Origin of the sequence: Curtobacterium sp. 9128, from assembly GCF_007673775.1 — a bacterium.
GTDB lineage: Bacteria > Actinomycetota > Actinomycetes > Actinomycetales > Microbacteriaceae > Curtobacterium.
Window position 1 is genome coordinate 455,754 of the sequence record NZ_VEAF01000001.1, and the last position, 16,763, is coordinate 472,516.

Consider the following 16,763-nt stretch of genomic DNA (forward strand, 5'->3'; position numbering starts at 1 on the left):
GGGATCTCCTTCGGGTGGGTGGTGCCGAGGTGGTGCTGGAGGGGTGGTGCTGGAGGGGTGGTGCTGGAGGGGTGGTGCTGGAGGGGTGGTGCTGGTCCGCGGCGCCTCAGGCGAGGCGGGGGTCCGCGGCGGTCTGGAGGACGTCGGCGACGGTGTTGACGACGACGTAGACGGCGCCGAGCACGAGCGTGACCGCGGCGATCGCCGGGAAGTCCGACGTCGGGATGCTGTTCGCGAGGTAGTTGCCCATCCCCGGCCAGCTGAAGACCTGCTCGACGACGACGTCACCGGCGAACATGAAGCCGAGCTGGAGTCCGGCCATCGAGAGGGCGGGGCCGATCGCGTTCCGCACGACGTGGTGTGCGAGGATCCCGGCGTCGCCGATCCCCTTCGACCGCGCGGTGCGGATGTGGTCGGCGGCGAGGGTCGTCTCCAGCCCGGCACGGAGGATCCGACCGATCGCCAGGGCCGGCGCGATCGCGAGGACGGTCGCGGGCAGCACCAGGTGTGCGAGCTCCGAGCCGGGTCCACCGTCGCCCCGCCCGGAGGCCGGCAACCAGCCGAGCTGCGCGTAGAAGAGGACGATGCCGCCGAGGGCGAGCAGGAACGGCGGTGCCGTCGCCCCGAGGAGCAGCACGCCGCGGTACACGCCGGCGAACGGCCAGGACAGCGCTGCCGACGCCGCGAAGAGCGTGGCCAGCAGGAGCGCGACCACGAACGCGGCGAGCACGAGCTCCACGGTCGCCGGGAGCGCCGACGCCAGGTCCGTCGCCACCGCGCGGTGGGTCCGGAAGCTCGTCCCGAAGTCCCCGTGCAGCGCGTTGCCGAGGAAGCGCAGGAACTGGACCGGCAGCGGGTCGTCGAGCCCGAGACGGTGGCGTTCGGCGTCGACGGCCTGCCGGGACGCATTCGCGCCGAGCGCCGCCCGCGCCGGGTCGCCCGGTGCGACCTGCTGCAGGACGAACACGACCACGCTGAGCACGAGCAGCACCACGACGAGCGAGCCGGCGCGTCGGAGCAGGAACCTGGTCATGCGGTCACCTCCTGGTGACGAGGGTTCGGATGCCGTCGCCGGCGAGGTTCGCGACGAGGCTGAGGACGAGGACGGCGACACCGGGGACGACGGGCACCCACCACGCGGTGAGGAGCAGCTGCGTGTTCGCCGCGGTGTCCGCGCCGAGCTCCGGCGCCGGTGACGGCTGCCCGAGTCCGAGGAACGACAGACCGGCGAGCAGCAGGACGACGTTGCCGATGTCGAGGCTCGCGGTGACGATCGCGGTGGGGACCGCACCGGGCAGGACGTGCCGGAACACGAGGCGTGGACCGCCGACGCCGGTGACACGGGCGGCCTCGACGTGTGGCCTGGCGACGATCGACCGGATCTCCGAGCGGATGATCCTGGCGTAGTACGGCCACCAGACGACCGAGATGCCCATGAGGGTGTTGGTCAGCCCCGGGCCGAGCGCGGCGACGATCGCGATCGCGACGAGGGTCGACGGCAGCGCGAGGAACAGGTCGGTGACCCGCATCAGCGCCGTGTCCACCCACCCTCCGGCGACACCGGCGGTGACACCGACCACGCCGCCGACGAGCAACCCGACCGCGACGACGGCGAGCGCCGAGAACCACGAGGTGCGGAGCCCGTACAGGGTGCGGGAGAGGATGTCGCGCCCGATGGAGTCCGTGCCGAGCAGGTGACCGGGGGTCCCGACGGCCAGCTGCACACCGCCGACGGGTTGGATCGGGTCGGCCGGCGCGAGGACCGGCGCGAGGAGGGCGACGAGGGTGAGTGCGCCGAGGAGCCCGACGAGGACCCAGGCTGTTGCCCGGCCGGCGTGCACACCGTTGGTGAGGTTCACCGGGGAGAACCGTCTCGTGACGGCGACGGCGCTCACCGGGTCACCGCGATCTCGGGGACCGACGCGACGAGGGTGCGCGTGTAGGGCTCGCGGGGGTCGCGGACGACGGCGTCGGAGTCGCCGACCTCGACGATCCGACCGCCCTGCACGACGGCGATCCGGTCCCCCATCAGTCGGGCCACCGCCAGGTCGTGGGTGACGAACAGCACGGTCATGTCGAGCTCCCGTCGCATGTCGCGGATGAGGTTCAGGGTCATCGCGGCGAGCGACGCGTCGAGGGCGCTGGTCGGTTCGTCGCAGAGGAGGACGGCGGGTCGGACGATGGTCGCCCGGGCGAGGGCGACGCGTTGCCGCTGCCCGCCGGACAGGTCGGCCGGTCGGAGCCGGGCGACGGCGGCGGGGAGTCCGATGCGCTCGAGCGCTGCCGTCACGCGTCCCTCCGTCTCGGCGCGGCCGAGCCGTTCCGGCGCGAGGCGTTCCCGGAGGGTCTCCCCCACGGTCATCCACGGCGTGAGCGACGACCCGGCGTCCTGGAACACCATCTGTGCGCCGCCGGCGGCGACGGTGATCGATCCTGACCGTGCGGGGACGAGTCCCGCGACCGCGCGGAGCACGGTCGACTTGCCGGAACCGCTCTCGCCGACGATCGCGAGTGCCTCGCCGGCGCCGACGGTCAGGTCGATGCCCTGCACGGCGTGGACGGTGCGACGACGGCGGCCGTGCCCGGTGGTGTAGGAGCAGACGAGTCCGGAGACGACGACGGCCGGTGCGGCGGCCGGGTCCGCCGTCGGTGGGGCGGACGTGACGGCCGTCGGTCGGGCGTCGTGCACCGGGGCGGAGGCTCGGCTCGCCGCCGTCAGGTCGGTTCGGACCGTCTCGGCGGGCACCAGGCACGCGGCGCCGTGGTCCGGAGCGGGTCGGGAGTCCGCCAGGGTCGGCATCTCGACGGCGCACCGGTCGAGGGCGAGCGGGCAGCGTGCCCGGTAGGGGCACCCGACGAGGCGCTCGGCCGGGTCGAGGGTGTCGACGGGGAGGGTGGGCAGTCGGTCGCCCCGGTCGAGGCGGAGCGAGAGCCGGGAGCGCATGAGCCCGGCGGTGTAGGGGTGTGCCGGTGTGGTCAGGACGGCGGCGGCCGGGCCGACCTCGGCGAGGCGTCCGGCGTACATCACGGCGATGCGGTCGGCGATCTGCGACGCGACGCCGAGGTCGTGCGTGATCAGGAGGACGCTGCACCCGTGCTCGTCGCGGAGTTCGCGGAGGAGGTCGAGCAGCTGGGCCTGCACCGTGACGTCGAGCGCGGTGGTCGGCTCGTCGGCGACCACGAGCGCGGGACGACCGGCCACGGCGATCGCGGCCATGACCCGCTGCCGCAGACCACCGGAGAGCTCGTGCGGGTAGACGCTGAAGCGCATGGTGGGGTCGGGGACGCCCATGGCGTCGAGCAGCGCGATCGCGCCGGCACGGTCCTGCCCTGCCTCGACGATCTGTCGGCCGACGCGCATCGTGGGGTTCAACGAGGTCATCGGGTCCTGGAACACGGCGCCGAGCGCGGTGCGTCTGGTCGCGCGCCGTTCGGACTCCGCTCCGTGTGCCATGTCGGTCCCGGCGACGGTGACCGCACCGGTGACGACCGGGTGCGCGGCGTCCGGCAGCAGGCCGAGCAGGCTCATCGCGAGCATGCTCTTGCCGGATCCGGACTCGCCGACCAGGCCGACGATCTCGCCGGGTCCGATCGTCAGGTCGATCCCGCGGAGCACGTCGGAACGGACGCCGTCGCGTTCGAGCGACAGGTGGAGGTCGTGGACCTCGGCGATCGGGGTCATGCCGTCCTCCCCACGTCGGTGCCGTGCGCGGCGAGGTGCGCGGCGATGGCGCGGGGCTGGGTGAACCACACCGCGTCGCGCCGTTCGGTCATGTGGCGCAGCGCCCGGTCGAGGGCACGGAGGCGGAACGGTGCGCCGGAGATGAACGAGTGCACGACGACGCTCATGACGAGGGGCTGGTCGGCGGAGCGTTCGAGCAGTTCGTCGAACTCGTCGACGATCATGTCGGCGAACTCCCCCGCGGACGCGCCGCGCCCGATGACGGTCGTGCTGTCGTTGACCTCGAGGGCGTAGGGCAGCGCCGTGATCGGCCCGGACGGCGTCGTGATGGTCACCGGACGGTCGTCGATCCGCAGGTCGAGCAGGTAGCGGTACCCGGTCGCTGCGAGGTTGTCGACGGTGGAGGTGGTCTGGGTGAGCCACGGGCTCGACCAGCCGCCGGGCGCGGTCCCCTCCTCGGCCGCGATCCGTGCGGCGACGGCGGCGAGGTACGCCGCCTCCTGCGCCGAGGACATGCCGGCGAGGGAGTCGGAGTTCGAGATCCCGTGTCCGACGAACTCGGCGCCGAGACGCCGTGCCTCGGCGACGAGTCCCGGTGCGGTGTCGTAGACGGCGGTGTTGAGCAGCACGGTCGGGGGGATGCCGGCGCGGTCGAGTCGTTCGAGGAGCCGGAACGCGCCGACGCGGTTGCCGTAGTCGCGCCACGAGGTGTTCACGAGGTCGGGGGCGGTGACGTCGGGGACGACGTCCTCGGTCCGACCGACGCCGAAGCGGTACTCCTCGAGTCCCACGGCGACGTAGACGGCGAGCCGGCGGCCGTCCGGCCAGGCGGGTCCGCCCGGTGCCGTGATCGGCCGGTAGGGCCAGAGGTCGTGTCCGGGGGTCGTGGCCGCCCGGAGCATGTCGTCGTGTGTCATCCGATCCACCTGTTCATGCCGACGTCGGTGCGGGCGGCGCGGCGCACGACGGCGTCGTACGCCGGCAGCACCGCGTCGGCCGCGGCCCACGTCCGTTCGAGAGCCGGGCGGCGAGCGGCGTGCAGCTCGCGGGCCTCGGCGAGGAGTGCGTGTTCGTCGACCGAGACGACCCGGCCGTCCTCGGCGACCACGCGGCCGGCGACGATCGTCATCCGGACGCTGCCGCCGGTCTCGCAGTACACGAGCTGGCCGCGGAGGTCGTTGAAGGGCGTGAACGCGGGAGCGTGCAGGTCGAGGAGCACGAGGTCCGCCTGGGCGCCGACCGACACGCGGCCGATCTGCCCCGTCCGCCGCATCGCCGCGGCACCGCCCTCCCAGAGCGCGTCGAGGACCTCGGCCGGTGCGGGCCAGTCGTCGGCGTCGAGTCCGGAGACGTTGTGCACGAGGCCGGTCTGCTTGACCACGCCCCACGTGTTGACGGTGTCGTCGCAGATCGCCTCGTCGACGCCGAGGGCGATCGTGATCCCGCGGTCCCGCATGGCCCGGAACGGCATGACCCCGCTGCCGAGGCGCAGGTTGCTGACCGGGTTGTGGGCGACGACGGCGCCGGCCTCGGCGATCAGGTCGAGGTCGTCGTCGTCGACCCACACGGCGTGGATGACGTTGACACGGTCGTGCAGCAGCCCGAGGTCTGCCGCGTACCGCACCAGGCTCCGTCCGACGAAGCGCTCCTGGCCGCTGCCCGGTGCCGAGAGCGCCCGCTGGGTCCGGGTCTCGAGCATGTGTGCGAACACGGGCAGGTCGTGGGTACGGCTGAGGTCGTCGAGTGCTCCCCAGTACTCGGGGCTCACCCGCTGCGGTGCCGAGATCGACACCGCGGCGGACAGACGACCGCCGGCAGCGCCGTGCCAGCGCCCGATCAGGTGGTCGTAGGCGGCGAGGAGTTCCGGTGCCGCCGCCGGGGCCGGTGTGTGCAGGGCTGCGGCGAAGTCGGTGTCGGCGCCGTCGAGGAAGGGCAGCTTGTCGGCGTCCGGGAGCTCCGGCTGGTCGAGTGCCACCGTCGCGCGGATGCCGCTGTCGGCGTAGGCCTGCAGCACCGCGTCGATGACGTCGGGGTCCGGCGTCGGCATCAGGAACGCGTCGTCCTGCACGCTCGTCGTCCCCGTGCGGAGCATCTCCAGCGCGGCGAGCATGGTGCGCAGGTACGCCTCGCGCGGAGTCGGTGCGAGTGCCGGGTCCGCCGGCGACTCGTAGAGCATGAACGTCTCCAGGGGACGGCTGCGGAACGCGCCCTTGAGGTGGTTCGCCGGCGAGTGGAAGTGCGCGTTCACGAGTCCGGGGACGACCACGTGGTGTCCGCCGCCGTCGACCACGCGGGCGTCGGCCGGAGCGGCCGCGCGGGCACCCGGTCCGATCGAGAGGACGGTGTCGTCGACGACGAGGACGTCGGTCGGCCCGGTCATGCCGGCCGGCGTCGCCGGGGCCCAGACGTACACGTCGGTCAGGAGCACGCTCATCGCCACACCTCGTCCGTCGTGGCCGAGCCCGTCGGCGCCGCCCAGGTGCCCGCCCTGGACGTCGAGAGCCGCTGCGCCAGCAGGCCCTCGACGGCGGTGGTCGCGGCGGCGACGCCGTCGACGACCGGGATGCCGAGCGCGTCCGTGAGCGACGCGACGAGCTCGGTGAGCCCGGCGCAGCCGAGCACCACGGCCTCCGCACCGTCCGCTGCCACCGCGGCACGGGCCTCCAGGACGAACGCGTCGAACGCCGGACCGGCGCCCGCCTCGATCGCGGCGACCGAGACGTCCACGGCGCGCACCGTGCAACGGTGCGCGAGTCCCATGGACGCGACGACGCGGTCCGTCATCGCGAGCGTCCGTGGGGGCATGGTGATGACGGTGAAGCGGTGTGCCAGGAGCGTCGCGGTCTGGAGCGCCGCCTCGGTCATGCCGACGACCGGGCCGGCCGCGCGTTCCCTGGCTGCCTCGAGCCCGGTGTCGCCGAAACACGCGACGACGTACCCGTCCACGCCGTCGCGTTCGCCGCGCTCGACCTGGCCGAGCACGCCGGCGGCACCGAAGACCTCGTCGACGTGCGTCTCGACGGTCGCCGGCGCCCCCGAGGAGTGCGTGGCACTCACCGTCGTGTCCGGGCGGGCGACGGCCCGGGCCGCGGCGAGCACAGCGGCGGTCATCGTCGCACTGGTGTTCGGGTTCAGGATCCGCACGTGGGTCATCGGTGGTCCTCCATCCGGGCGATCGTGCGGGTGATGCCGTGGTCGTCGAGGAGCGCGGACACGCCGTGGCCGCCGATCGCGACCCGCGCCGCTGCCGCGCCGTGCCGGGCTGCCTCGACCGGGTCGGCGCCGGCGACGTGCGCCGCTGCGAAGGCGCCGCAGAACGCGTCGCCCGCACCGGTCGAGTCGACCGGCTCCACCGCGTCAGTCGGGACGACGACGACGCCCTCCTCCGAGCAGACGAGGCAGCCGCGTTCGGCCGTCTTGACGACGACGACGCCGGCACCGGCGTCCCGGAACCGGGACGCGGCGAGCGGCAGGTCGGTGGTCCCCGCCAGGGCGACGGCCTCGACCTCACTCGGCAGGAACACGTCGCACGTCGGGAGGAGCGCCATGAGCGCGGCCTCGTTGCCGACGACGTAGTCCTCCTGCAGGTCCAGGTAGACCGTGGTCCGGCGGGCTCGGGTCGCCGCCCGGAGCCAGGGGCCGAGGGTGAGCTGCGAGCCCAGGCTCATCGCGGAGACGAGCACGCCGTCCACGTCGAGCGCCGCGGGAGCGACGTCGTCCGGGTACACGCTCATCACGTCGAACGCGTCGTCGCCGGAGAGCAGGTCCCACGACCGCGATCCGTCCGCCGCGTACGTCACCCGGTTCCGGATCGTGGGCACGGCACGGGGTCGGGTCGCCTCGATCCGGACGCCGGCTCCGGCGACGGCCTGGAGGAGCGGTGCCGGCAGGTCCGTCCCCACCGGTGCCAGCATGCGCACGTCCGACAGCACGCGTCGCGCCGCGAGCGCGGCGAAGAGGGCGTCGCCGCCGAGGGCGGTGGTCGTGGTGCCGTCGAGGACGAGGTCGTCGATCGTCAGGTTGCCGATGCAGAGCAGCGAGGCGTCAGCCATCGAGGCTCCCCGATGCGAGGGCGGCCTCGGCGGCGCGGAACTGCTCCATCGCGAGGAGGTAGCCGACCAGCTGCGCGGGAAGCACGGTGAGCAGCGGACTCAGCGGCTCGGGGACGGCCGGGACGACGAGGACCTCGTCCGCGACGGTGTCGAACGCGTCGACGCCGTCGGTGGTCACCACGTGGACGCGACCGCCGAAGCGCTTGGCCTCGCTCGCCGTGTGCACCGCGCGCGGCACCGAGGGGCCGGCGGGGGCGATGATCCAGATCGGCTCCCCCGTCTTCAGGGAGTTGTAGTGGTGGAACTCCTCGACCTGGATCGCCTCGGCGCGGTCCGGGGTGCACTCCTTCACCTTCGCGGCGCCGATGATCGCCGCGCCCCAGCTCGGGCCGGCCGCGGAGAACAGGAAGGTCCCGCTGGCGTGCTCGCGGGCGGCCACGGCGGCCAGGCGCGGTTCGGTGGCGGCGATGACCTCCTCCATCCGGTCGGGGATCGTCGCGAGACCGGCACGGAGTGCCGCGGCCTCGGGGTGCCCCTGCACCACGCCGACCCGGGTGGCCAGGTCGAGCAGCAGCGCCAGGGCGGTGGTCGAGGACTGCGTCGGCCAGCCCACGCGGGTGGCACGCAGCAGGAGGGTGCGCTCGCTCTCCTGGTCGAGGGTCGACCCGGCGGTGTTCGTGATCGCGACCGTCAGTGCGCCGACGTGCTGGGCGATGAGCGCTGCCTCGACCGTCCGGGTCGTCTCCCCCGAGCTCGAGAGCGCGATGACGACGCTGCGGCTCGTCACGAGCGGTGCGAGGTAGTAGGCCAGGTCGAGGCTCTGCACCGGTTCGCACGGGACGCCGAGCATGAGCTCGAGTGCCTGGCGCGCGGCGATCGCCACCGCGAGGGAGTCACCGGCGCCGGTCACGAAGACGCGGTCGACGTGCATCGCCGCGATGACCTCGGCCAGGTCAGTGAGGGCGGCGTCGTTCACCGCGAGGGTCTCCCGGATGCGCTCGGGTTGCGCCAGCAGCTCCGGGTAGGTCGCCTCGTCACGAGCGCGTCGCTTCGGGTCGAGGGGGTGGTCGGTGGGGAGCGCGACGATCGAGGCGTGCTCGGCGGCCGAGACCCGCTCGACGACGCGCTGCTGACGGGCGTCGAGGGGGCTGCCGTCGCCGATGAACGGGCTGGGCGGGGTGGTGGTCATCGCGGGCTCCGTGTGTCGGGGTCGGTGGTGGTCAGTGCGGCGCCGAAGCGGGCGGCGACGGCGGGGTCGACCCGGGCGTCCGCCGCACGGGACCGCTTGATCGCGCTGCCGAGGACCGCGCCGTCGGCGCCGGCGACGGTCTCGCCGATGGTGTCGAGCGTGACCCGTCCTCCGACCAGGAACGGAACGTCGGGCAACGTCGCGCGGAGGGACGCGATGGACGCCAGCGCGTCCGGGACGCCGCTGTCCCGCGTGACGACGAGGGCGTCGGCCCGACCGAAGTCGTGCGACTCGACCGCGGCCCACGCCGGGGTCGACGCCAGCGCCAGGCTCGTCGCCTCGTGGACGTCGGCCCAGACCTCGACGTCGCTCCCGATCAGGCGGCGCATCGCCGCGACCTCGTGGGCGCACCCCTGGATCCAGCCGGTCGGTCCGATCGAGACGCCCGTGAGGACCTTCACCCGGACGAAGGACGCGCCGATCGCGTGGGCGATGGCCACGGCACTCGGGCCGTCGTTGTGGCCCACCACGACACCGACGGGCAGCTCGACCGCGGCGGTGACGGCGGCGCCGATGACGGCCAGTGCCGCGACCGTCGGGGCTCCGACCCGCACGGCCTGGGGCATGTCGCTCGCATCCTGCACCATCACGTGCGTGAAACCGGCGTCCCGGAGGGCGACGGCGTCCTCGGCAGCGCGTTGCGCGATCTCGCGGACGAAGGCACCGGCGTAGTTGACCGCACCGGGCAGCGGTGGGAGGTGGAGGACCCCGACGAGGCGGAAAGCGTGTGGCATGCGGCAACGGTATACAGTTCGGTGTTTCCGTCGCGTCAACGCAGATTTCGAGGCTGTTACGGGAGGGTTGTCTTCACGGCAATTGGGGTAGAAACCCCCGTTCAGCGCGGTTCGTCGGCGTCTGGCCACCCATCGAACTCGCTCAACTCGGCTGCGAACGTGTATACACGCGAGCGATCCTCGTGCTCGTGGTCCGGCGCGCATGCCCGCCCGGTCGAGCGGGCGGAATGCCGTGGTGTGCCTGGCTTCCGTCCCCGCGATTCCGCCCGCTCAACTCGGAGGCATGCGCCGCGGGGCATGCAGACCACGTCGAGCGGGCGAAATGCCGCGGTGCGCCCAGCGCCCGACCCGGCGATTGCGCCCGCTCGCGGACGCATACCTCTCCACGCATGGTCCCGACGCTGAGCGGGCGAAATGGCAGGGTCGAGCGGCTCACGCACCCCGGTACTTCGCCCGCTCGGCCCACGGCCGATGCCGCGCGGCGCATGAGGCCCTGTCGAGCGGGCGGAATGCCAGGGTCAGGCGGCTCGCGCACCACGGCATTCCGCCCGCTCGACGGCGGGCGAGTGCCGCGCGGCGGGCGACGCGGGTACGGGCGGGTGTAGGAACGAGGGATGAGGCGGGTTGCGGCAGCGGTGGCGGCAGGGGTCGTGGTCGTCGCGCTCGCGAGCGGGTGTGCGCAGCAGGGAACGCCGACCTGGTCGCGGCCGACCGACCTCGCCACACGTGCGGCGGCGGCCGGACTCCACGACGTGTGGGGGCAGCCGCTCGCCGAGCACATCCACACGCACGTGACGATCACGGACGGGGACACCCCGGTCGTGATCCCGGCGGACATCGGCCACTCGGACACCCGGCGGTTCGCCGCCGAGCTGCACACGCACGACACGTCGGGGATCGTCCACGTGGAGTCCCCCGAGCGCCGCGACTTCACCCTCGGGCAGTTCTTCGACGAGTGGGACGTCCCACTCAGCGCCTGGGGCGTGGGTGGACTGCACGGCGACCTCACGGTGTGGGTCGACGGGCACCGGTACTACGGCAACCCGCGCTCGATCGTGCTCCGGGACCTCGGCGAGGTCGACCTCGTCGTCACCTCGATCGGCGAGGCTCCGCATCGCCCGGCGGCGTTCGACTGGCCGCCGCAGTACCACTGACCGCAGCGTCCGCGACGGCACGGACGACCGCGGCGGGGTGCTCGACGTGGGCGAAGTGGCCGCAGTCGTCGAGGAGCACGGTGCGTGCCTGCGGGACCACGCGACGGAGTCCGTCGAGGTCCGACGCGCGGGCGAAGACGTCGTCCCGCCCCGAGATCGCGACGACCGGGCAGGACACCGCACGCCACCGCTCGGTGTCGTAGCCGGCACCCGTCCGCGCCGCGGCGAGGAACGCGGCCGGACGGAGCTCCTCGACGAACGCGTCGAGGACGCTGCGGTCCAGTCGGCGGACGTGGGTGAAGACCGGAGCGGCGAGGAGCCGGAGCAGCCCGATCCGGTCGGAGGCACGGAGCAGTGGGAGCGCCGCGTTCCGGGTGACCGCGAGCCCGGCCCGGAGCAGCGTGAACGCCGGCAGCGTCACGGCGCCACGGAGCGGGTGTCGGGCGGCGTCGATCCCGGCGAACGTGGTCCCGGACACGAGCGCGACCGACCGGGTCCGCTCGGGAGCGGTCACCGCGAGGTGCATGCCGATGAATGCGCCCATCGAGTGCCCGACGACGTCGACGGACGCAAGGCCGAGCGCGTCGAGCACCTCGCTGACCACGGCGACGGCGTCGTCGACGGAGAGCGGCCGCGCCGGGGCCGGCGAGGATCCCCAACCGGGCAGGTCGAGGAGGACCACCCCGCGGGACGGGTGCCCGTCGGCGGCGTCGAGCAGCGGGGTCCACGTGGTCCACGACCCGGCGACGCCGTGCAGGAACAGCACCGGGTGGTCACCCGGACGCGCGTGCACGACGACCGGCCCGGACGCCGTGTCGACGACGGAACGGCGGAGCGACCACCTGGCGGGGTCGGACGTGAGCGGGAAGGGCGCGTACTCGTCCGTGGTGACCACCCGCGGTGCCGCGGTGCTGTCGGGTGCGTGCACCGTGCCTCCAGTCCGGCGCGGATGCGCCCAGGAGGTGTTCGGAACGGGAGGGACGGGCGCTTGCCCTAGCCGACCGGGACGGGCGCGGTGCAGGCGGCGAGCCGGTCGAGGGCCGCCCGGTACTCGGTGACGTCGCGGGCGACGCCGGGCTCCGAGATGATGGAGGCGCGGATGCGGCCCTGCACGTCGATGACGAACGTGGCGCGGTTGGCGAAGCCCTTGTGCTCGAGGAAGACGCCGTACTCCTTCGACACCGCGCCGTGCGGCCAGAAGTCGGCGAGCAGCTCGAAGTCGTAGCCGTTGACGTCCGCGAACGAGCGGAGCGTGGCCTTGGAGTCGACCGAGATGCCGATGAGCTCGACGCGGTTGTCCTGGAACATCGCGATGTTGTCCCGGAGGGCGCAGAGCTCACTCGTGCACGTCGACGAGAACGCGAGCGGGAAGAAGACGAGCGCGACGGGGCGGGACCCGCGGAAGTCGCTGAGGCGGATGTGCTCACCGAACTGGTTCGGGAGTTCGAAGTCCGGCGCGAGTGAGCCGCTCTCCAGTGCCATCGTTGCGTGTGCTTCTTCCTCGGGCGGCGGGTGTGCCCGTTCGGTCCGTGCACGCGCAGGGTCGCACGGGCACGATCGGCAATCGTACGCCGACGGCACGCGAATGCAAGCACCCGTTCACCCGCTCGGGACACACGGCACCATCAGGTGGCACGTCGGCGGCTGGGCCTAGAGTGGGGTCGGCCCCACCGCTGGTCGTGACCCGACCGACCGGTGCGCCACCATGTCCACCACCACGAGAACGAACCGAGGTCAAGGGTGACGGTGAACGACCAGGACCCGCGCAGCACTGCAGCAGGGACCGACCAGGACCCCGAGGAGACCGCAGAGTGGCGTGAGTCGCTCGACGGCCTCGTCGCGACGCACGGCCACCAGCGGGCCCGCGAGATCATGCAGAGCCTGCTGAAGCGCTCGAACGAGCTGCACCTCGGCGTGCCGATGGTCCCGACGACGGACTACGTCAACACGATCGCGCCCGAGGACGAGCCGGAGTTCCCCGGCAACGAGGAACTCGAGCGCCGCTACCGCCGGTGGATCCGGTGGAACGCGGCGATCACGGTGCACCGCGCACAGCGGCCGGGCATCGCGGTCGGCGGGCACATCTCGACGTACGCGTCGAGCGCCGCCATGTACGAGGTCGGCTACAACCACTTCTTCCGCGCGCAGGACCACCCGTCCGGCGGCGACCAGGTCTTCTTCCAGGGCCACGCCTCCCCCGGCATGTACGCCCGCGCCTTCATGGAGGGGCGTCTCAGCGAGGACCAGCTCGACGGGTTCCGCCAGGAGAAGTCGCACGCGGGCGGCGGTCTGTCGTCGTACCCGCACCCGCGACTCATGCCGCACTTCTGGCAGTTCCCGACCGTGTCGATGGGCATCGGCCCGATCAACGCGATCTACCAGGCCCAGCAGGCCAAGTACCTCTCGAACCGCGGCATCAAGGACGCCTCCGACCAGCAGGTCTGGGCCTTCCTCGGCGACGGCGAGATGGACGAGGTCGAGTCCCGCGGGCAGCTGCAGGTCGCGGCGAACGACGGGCTCGACAACCTCAACTTCGTCATCAACTGCAACCTCCAGCGCCTCGACGGCCCGGTCCGCGGCAACGGCAAGATCATCCAGGAGCTCGAGGCCTTCTTCCGCGGCGCCGGGTGGAACGTCATCAAGGTCGTGTGGGGCCGCGAGTGGGACGACCTGCTCGCCCGCGACACCGAGGGCGCCCTGCTCAACCTCATGAACCAGACGCCGGACGGCGACTACCAGACGTACAAGGCCGAGAACGGCGCGTACGTCCGCGAGAACTTCTTCGGGCGCGACCCGAAGGCGCTCGCGCTGGTCGAGGACTACACCGACGACCAGATCTGGAACCTCAAGCGCGGCGGTCACGACTACCGCAAGGTCTACGCGGCGTTCAAGGCGGCGACCGAGCACAAGGGGCAGCCGACGGTCATCCTCGCGAAGACCGTCAAGGGCTACGGCCTCGGCCCGAGCTTCGAGGGCCGCAACGCGACCCACCAGATGAAGAAGCTCACGCTCGACAACCTCAAGCAGTTCCGCGACGAGATGCGCATCCCGATCTCCGACGCGCAGCTCGAGGAGAACCCCTACACGCCGCCGTACTACCACCCGGGAAACGACGACGAGGCGATCCAGTACATGCACGAGCGCCGTCGCGCGCTCGGCGGGTACGTCCCGGAGCGCCGGACGAAGTACACGTCGATCACCCTCCCCGACGACGCCAAGTACCAGGTCGTCAAGAAGGGCTCCGGCAAGCAGGAGATCGCCACGACCATGGCGTTCGCCCGGCTGCTGAAGGACCTGCTCCGCTCCCCGGACTTCGGCGACCGCGTGGTCCCGATCATCCCGGACGAGGCGCGCACCTTCGGCATGGACGCGTACTTCCCGACGGCGAAGATCTACAACCCGAACGGGCAGCACTACACGTCGGTCGACCGCGAGCTGCTGCTGGCCTACAAGGAGAGCCCCCAGGGCCAGATCATCCACGTCGGCATCAACGAGGCCGGAGCCCTGGCCGCGTTCACCGCCGTCGGTACCTCGTACTCGACGCAGGGCGAGCCGCTCATCCCGGTCTACGTCTTCTACTCGATGTTCGGGTTCCAGCGCACCGGCGACGCGATCTGGGCCGCCGGCGACCAGATGACCCGTGGGTTCATGATCGGCGCCACCGCCGGTCGCACCACCCTGACCGGTGAGGGCCTGCAGCACGCCGACGGGCACTCGTTGCTCCTCGCGACGACCAACCCGGCGGTCGTGTCCTACGACCCCGCGTACGGCTACGAGATCGGGCACATCGTGCAGGCCGGCCTCGACCGGATGTACGGCACGGACGAGGACGGCTCGCCGAAGCACGACGACCCGAACGTCATGTACTACCTGACGGTGTACAACGAGCCGATCGTGCAGCCGGCCGAGCCCGAGGGCGTCGACGTCGACGGGATCGTCAAGGGCATGTACCTGCTCAAGCCGAGCGAGCACGACGGCCCGAAGGCCCAGCTGCTCGCGTCGGGTGTCGCGGTGCCGTGGATCCTCGAGGCGCAGGAGCTGCTGGCGTCCGACTGGGGCGTCTCCGCCGACGTCTGGAGCGTCACGAGCTGGGGTGAGCTCTACCGTGACGGTCTCGCCGCGGAGCAGCACGCGTTCCTCAACCCGGGCGACCAGCCCCGCACGCCGTACGTCACCGAGCGCCTGCTCGGCACCGAGGGGCCGGTCGTCGCCGTGAGCGACTTCATGCACCAGGTGCAGGAGCAGATCCGCCCGTTCGTGCCGACGGACTACGCCACGCTCGGCGCCGACGGCTTCGGCTTCTCGGACACCCGCCCCGCGGCACGCCGTTTCTTCCACATCGACGGCCCGTCGGTCGTCGTGCGGACGCTGCAGCAGCTCGCGAAGCAGGGCAAGGTCGACGCCGCGCTCGTGCAGCAGGCGATCGACAAGTACCGGCTGCACGACGTCACCGCCGGGACCACCGGCTCGGCCGGCGGCGAGAGCTGACCTCGCCTGTGACGACACCCCGCACCGCCACCGCCGCGAGCCGGGAGAGCGATCGCGAACGCGCGCTCTCCTGGCTCCGGCAGGTGTCGGGCGAGCTCTCGACCGCCACGATCAAGCGGCTCGAGGACACCCTCCCCTGGTACAGCGAGATGCCTCCCGGGCGCCGTTCGGCGGTCGGGATGGTCGCGCAGGCCGGCATCACCTCGTTCATCTCGTGGCTCGAGGGCAGCGCGTCGACGCCGTGGATCGCCGCCGCCGACGTCTTCGGGTCCGCTCCGCGGGAGCTCCTGCGCTCGGTGAGCCTGCAGCAGACCCTGCAGCTCATCCGCGTCGTGGTCACCGTGGTCGAGGAACGCGCCAAGGACGACGAGATGCTGCAGGAGGCGATCCTGAAGTACTCGCGGGACATCGCCTTCGCGGCCGCCGACGTCTACGCCCGAGCGGCCGAGGCCCGTGGGCTGTGGGACGCCCGGCTCGAGGCGCTCGTGGTCGACTCGATCCTGTCCGGGGAGTACGACGACGAGCTGCCGTCCCGGATCGCCGCGCTCGGCTGGCACGGGCACGGCGAGGTCGCGGTGCTCGTCGGCACGGCACCGAAGCAGCTCGAGGTCGACCAGGTCCGTCGGACGGCGCGCCACATGGACGCCGACGTCCTCATCGGCGTGCAGGGCTCCCGGCTCGTGGTCGTCATCGGCCGCTCGACCCCGCGGGACGACGTCCCCGAGGGCGAGGAACCGGTCTCGTTCATGGCCATCGCGCAGTCCCTCGAGCCGATGTTCGGCGAGGGGCACCTGGTGCTCGGCAACGAGGTCCCCGGTGTCGTCGACGCGTCCACCTCGGCGAAGGCCGCCCTCGCCGGGTTCGCCGTCGCCCGGGCCTGGCGCGGCGCTCCCCGCCCGGCACTCGCGGACGACCTGCTGCCCGAGCGTGCCCTGGCCGGCGACCCGCTGGCCCGATCCGCCCTCGTGCAGCGCATCTACGTGCCGCTGAAGGACCAGTCCACCGAGCTGCTCCAGACGCTCTGGTGCTACCTCGACACCGGACGGTCGCTCGAGGCGACCGCCCGCGAGCTCTTCGTCCACCCGAACACGGTGCGCTACCGCCTCCGCCGTGTGGCCGACATCATCGGCTGGGACGCCACCCACGCCCGAGACGCCCTCATCGTGCAGTCGGCGCTCATCCTCGGTGCGATGTCGGAATCGGCCTCCGGTCGTCGCCGCGTCGGTCGCCGATGACCACGACACGCCGTCGCCGCGTCGGTCACCGATGACCACGACACGCCGTCGCCGCGTCGGTCGCCGATGACCACGACACGCCGTCGCCGCGTCGGTCGCCGGTGACCTCCTCCCCGCGAGACCACACGGACGGTAGGGGTTCCACAATGTCCCGTAGCGTTTCGTGTCG

The 16,763-nt window shown here is 72.5% G+C and carries 14 protein-coding genes; 3 read left to right on the top strand and 11 right to left on the bottom strand.

Translation table 11 applies throughout. The features are described 5' to 3' along the window. Nucleotides 1–106 precede the first annotated feature (106 nt). Genes FS641_RS02165 through FS641_RS02205 form a run of 9 tightly spaced genes read right to left on the bottom strand, consistent with a single transcriptional unit; the run spans nt 107 to nt 9,717 of the window. Entirely contained in the window at nt 107–1,033 is a 927-nt protein-coding gene (locus FS641_RS02165; protein ID WP_144759211.1) for an ABC transporter permease, read from the bottom strand. 4 nt (nt 1,034–1,037) lie between these two features. Continuing rightward, nucleotides 1,038–1,859, bottom strand: a complete 822-nt coding sequence (locus tag FS641_RS02170; RefSeq protein ID WP_260855609.1) for an ABC transporter permease — start codon at nt 1,857–1,859, stop codon at nt 1,038–1,040. A 32-nt stretch (nt 1,860–1,891) separates the two neighbouring features. After that, nucleotides 1,892–3,682, bottom strand: coding sequence for an ABC transporter ATP-binding protein (locus FS641_RS02175; RefSeq protein ID WP_144759215.1), 1,791 nt, complete (start codon nt 3,680–3,682; stop codon nt 1,892–1,894). After that, nucleotides 3,679–4,599, bottom strand: a complete 921-nt coding sequence (locus FS641_RS02180; protein WP_222122032.1) for a hypothetical protein — start codon at nt 4,597–4,599, stop codon at nt 3,679–3,681. The genes FS641_RS02175 and FS641_RS02180 overlap by 4 nt, the downstream gene beginning before the upstream one ends. Continuing rightward, nucleotides 4,596–6,116, bottom strand: a complete 1,521-nt coding sequence (locus FS641_RS02185; RefSeq protein WP_144759217.1) for an amidohydrolase family protein — start codon at nt 6,114–6,116, stop codon at nt 4,596–4,598. Before FS641_RS02185 ends, FS641_RS02180 begins: the two co-directional genes overlap by 4 nt. Beyond that, a complete protein-coding gene (locus tag FS641_RS02190) occupies nt 6,113–6,835 on the bottom strand; it encodes an aspartate/glutamate racemase family protein (RefSeq protein WP_144759219.1) in 723 nt (240 codons plus the stop codon). The genes FS641_RS02185 and FS641_RS02190 overlap by 4 nt, the downstream gene beginning before the upstream one ends. Next, nucleotides 6,832–7,734 carry a carbohydrate kinase family protein gene (locus FS641_RS02195; protein ID WP_144759221.1) on the bottom strand — a complete coding sequence of 301 codons (903 nt, stop codon included), beginning with the start codon at nt 7,732–7,734 and terminating at the stop codon, nt 6,832–6,834. The genes FS641_RS02190 and FS641_RS02195 overlap by 4 nt, the downstream gene beginning before the upstream one ends. Further along, a complete protein-coding gene (locus FS641_RS02200; protein ID WP_144759223.1) occupies nt 7,727–8,923 on the bottom strand; it encodes an SIS domain-containing protein in 1,197 nt (398 codons plus the stop codon). The genes FS641_RS02195 and FS641_RS02200 overlap by 8 nt, the downstream gene beginning before the upstream one ends. Then, a complete protein-coding gene (locus FS641_RS02205) occupies nt 8,920–9,717 on the bottom strand; it encodes a BtpA/SgcQ family protein (protein WP_186317534.1) in 798 nt (265 codons plus the stop codon). Before FS641_RS02205 ends, FS641_RS02200 begins: the two co-directional genes overlap by 4 nt. 614 nt (nt 9,718–10,331) lie before the next feature. On the opposite strand from FS641_RS02205, the gene FS641_RS02210 reads away from it, so the two are divergent. Next, nucleotides 10,332–10,871, top strand: a complete 540-nt coding sequence (locus tag FS641_RS02210; protein ID WP_144759227.1) for a hypothetical protein — start codon at nt 10,332–10,334, stop codon at nt 10,869–10,871. Here FS641_RS02210 and FS641_RS02215 read toward each other — a convergent pair. After that, nucleotides 10,807–11,799, bottom strand: a complete 993-nt coding sequence (locus tag FS641_RS02215; protein ID WP_186317535.1) for an alpha/beta fold hydrolase — start codon at nt 11,797–11,799, stop codon at nt 10,807–10,809. The genes FS641_RS02210 and FS641_RS02215 overlap by 65 nt on opposite strands. Before the next feature lie 65 nt (nt 11,800–11,864). Beyond that, the gene (locus FS641_RS02220; RefSeq protein ID WP_144759231.1) at nt 11,865–12,353 is read right to left on the bottom strand and encodes a peroxiredoxin; all 489 of its coding nucleotides are present in this window, start codon (nt 12,351–12,353) and stop codon (nt 11,865–11,867) included. A gap of 258 nt (nt 12,354–12,611) precedes the next feature. Between FS641_RS02220 and aceE the strand changes: the two genes are divergently transcribed. Both aceE and FS641_RS02230 read left to right on the top strand, forming a co-directional pair. Further along, on the top strand, nt 12,612–15,359 hold the full coding sequence (gene aceE / locus FS641_RS02225) for a pyruvate dehydrogenase (acetyl-transferring), homodimeric type (RefSeq protein WP_144759233.1): 2,748 nt from the start codon (nt 12,612–12,614) through the stop codon (nt 15,357–15,359). Between the two features lie 8 nt (nt 15,360–15,367). Then, nucleotides 15,368–16,594, top strand: coding sequence for a CdaR family transcriptional regulator (locus FS641_RS02230; protein WP_144759235.1), 1,227 nt, complete (start codon nt 15,368–15,370; stop codon nt 16,592–16,594). Nucleotides 16,595–16,763 lie beyond the last annotated feature (169 nt).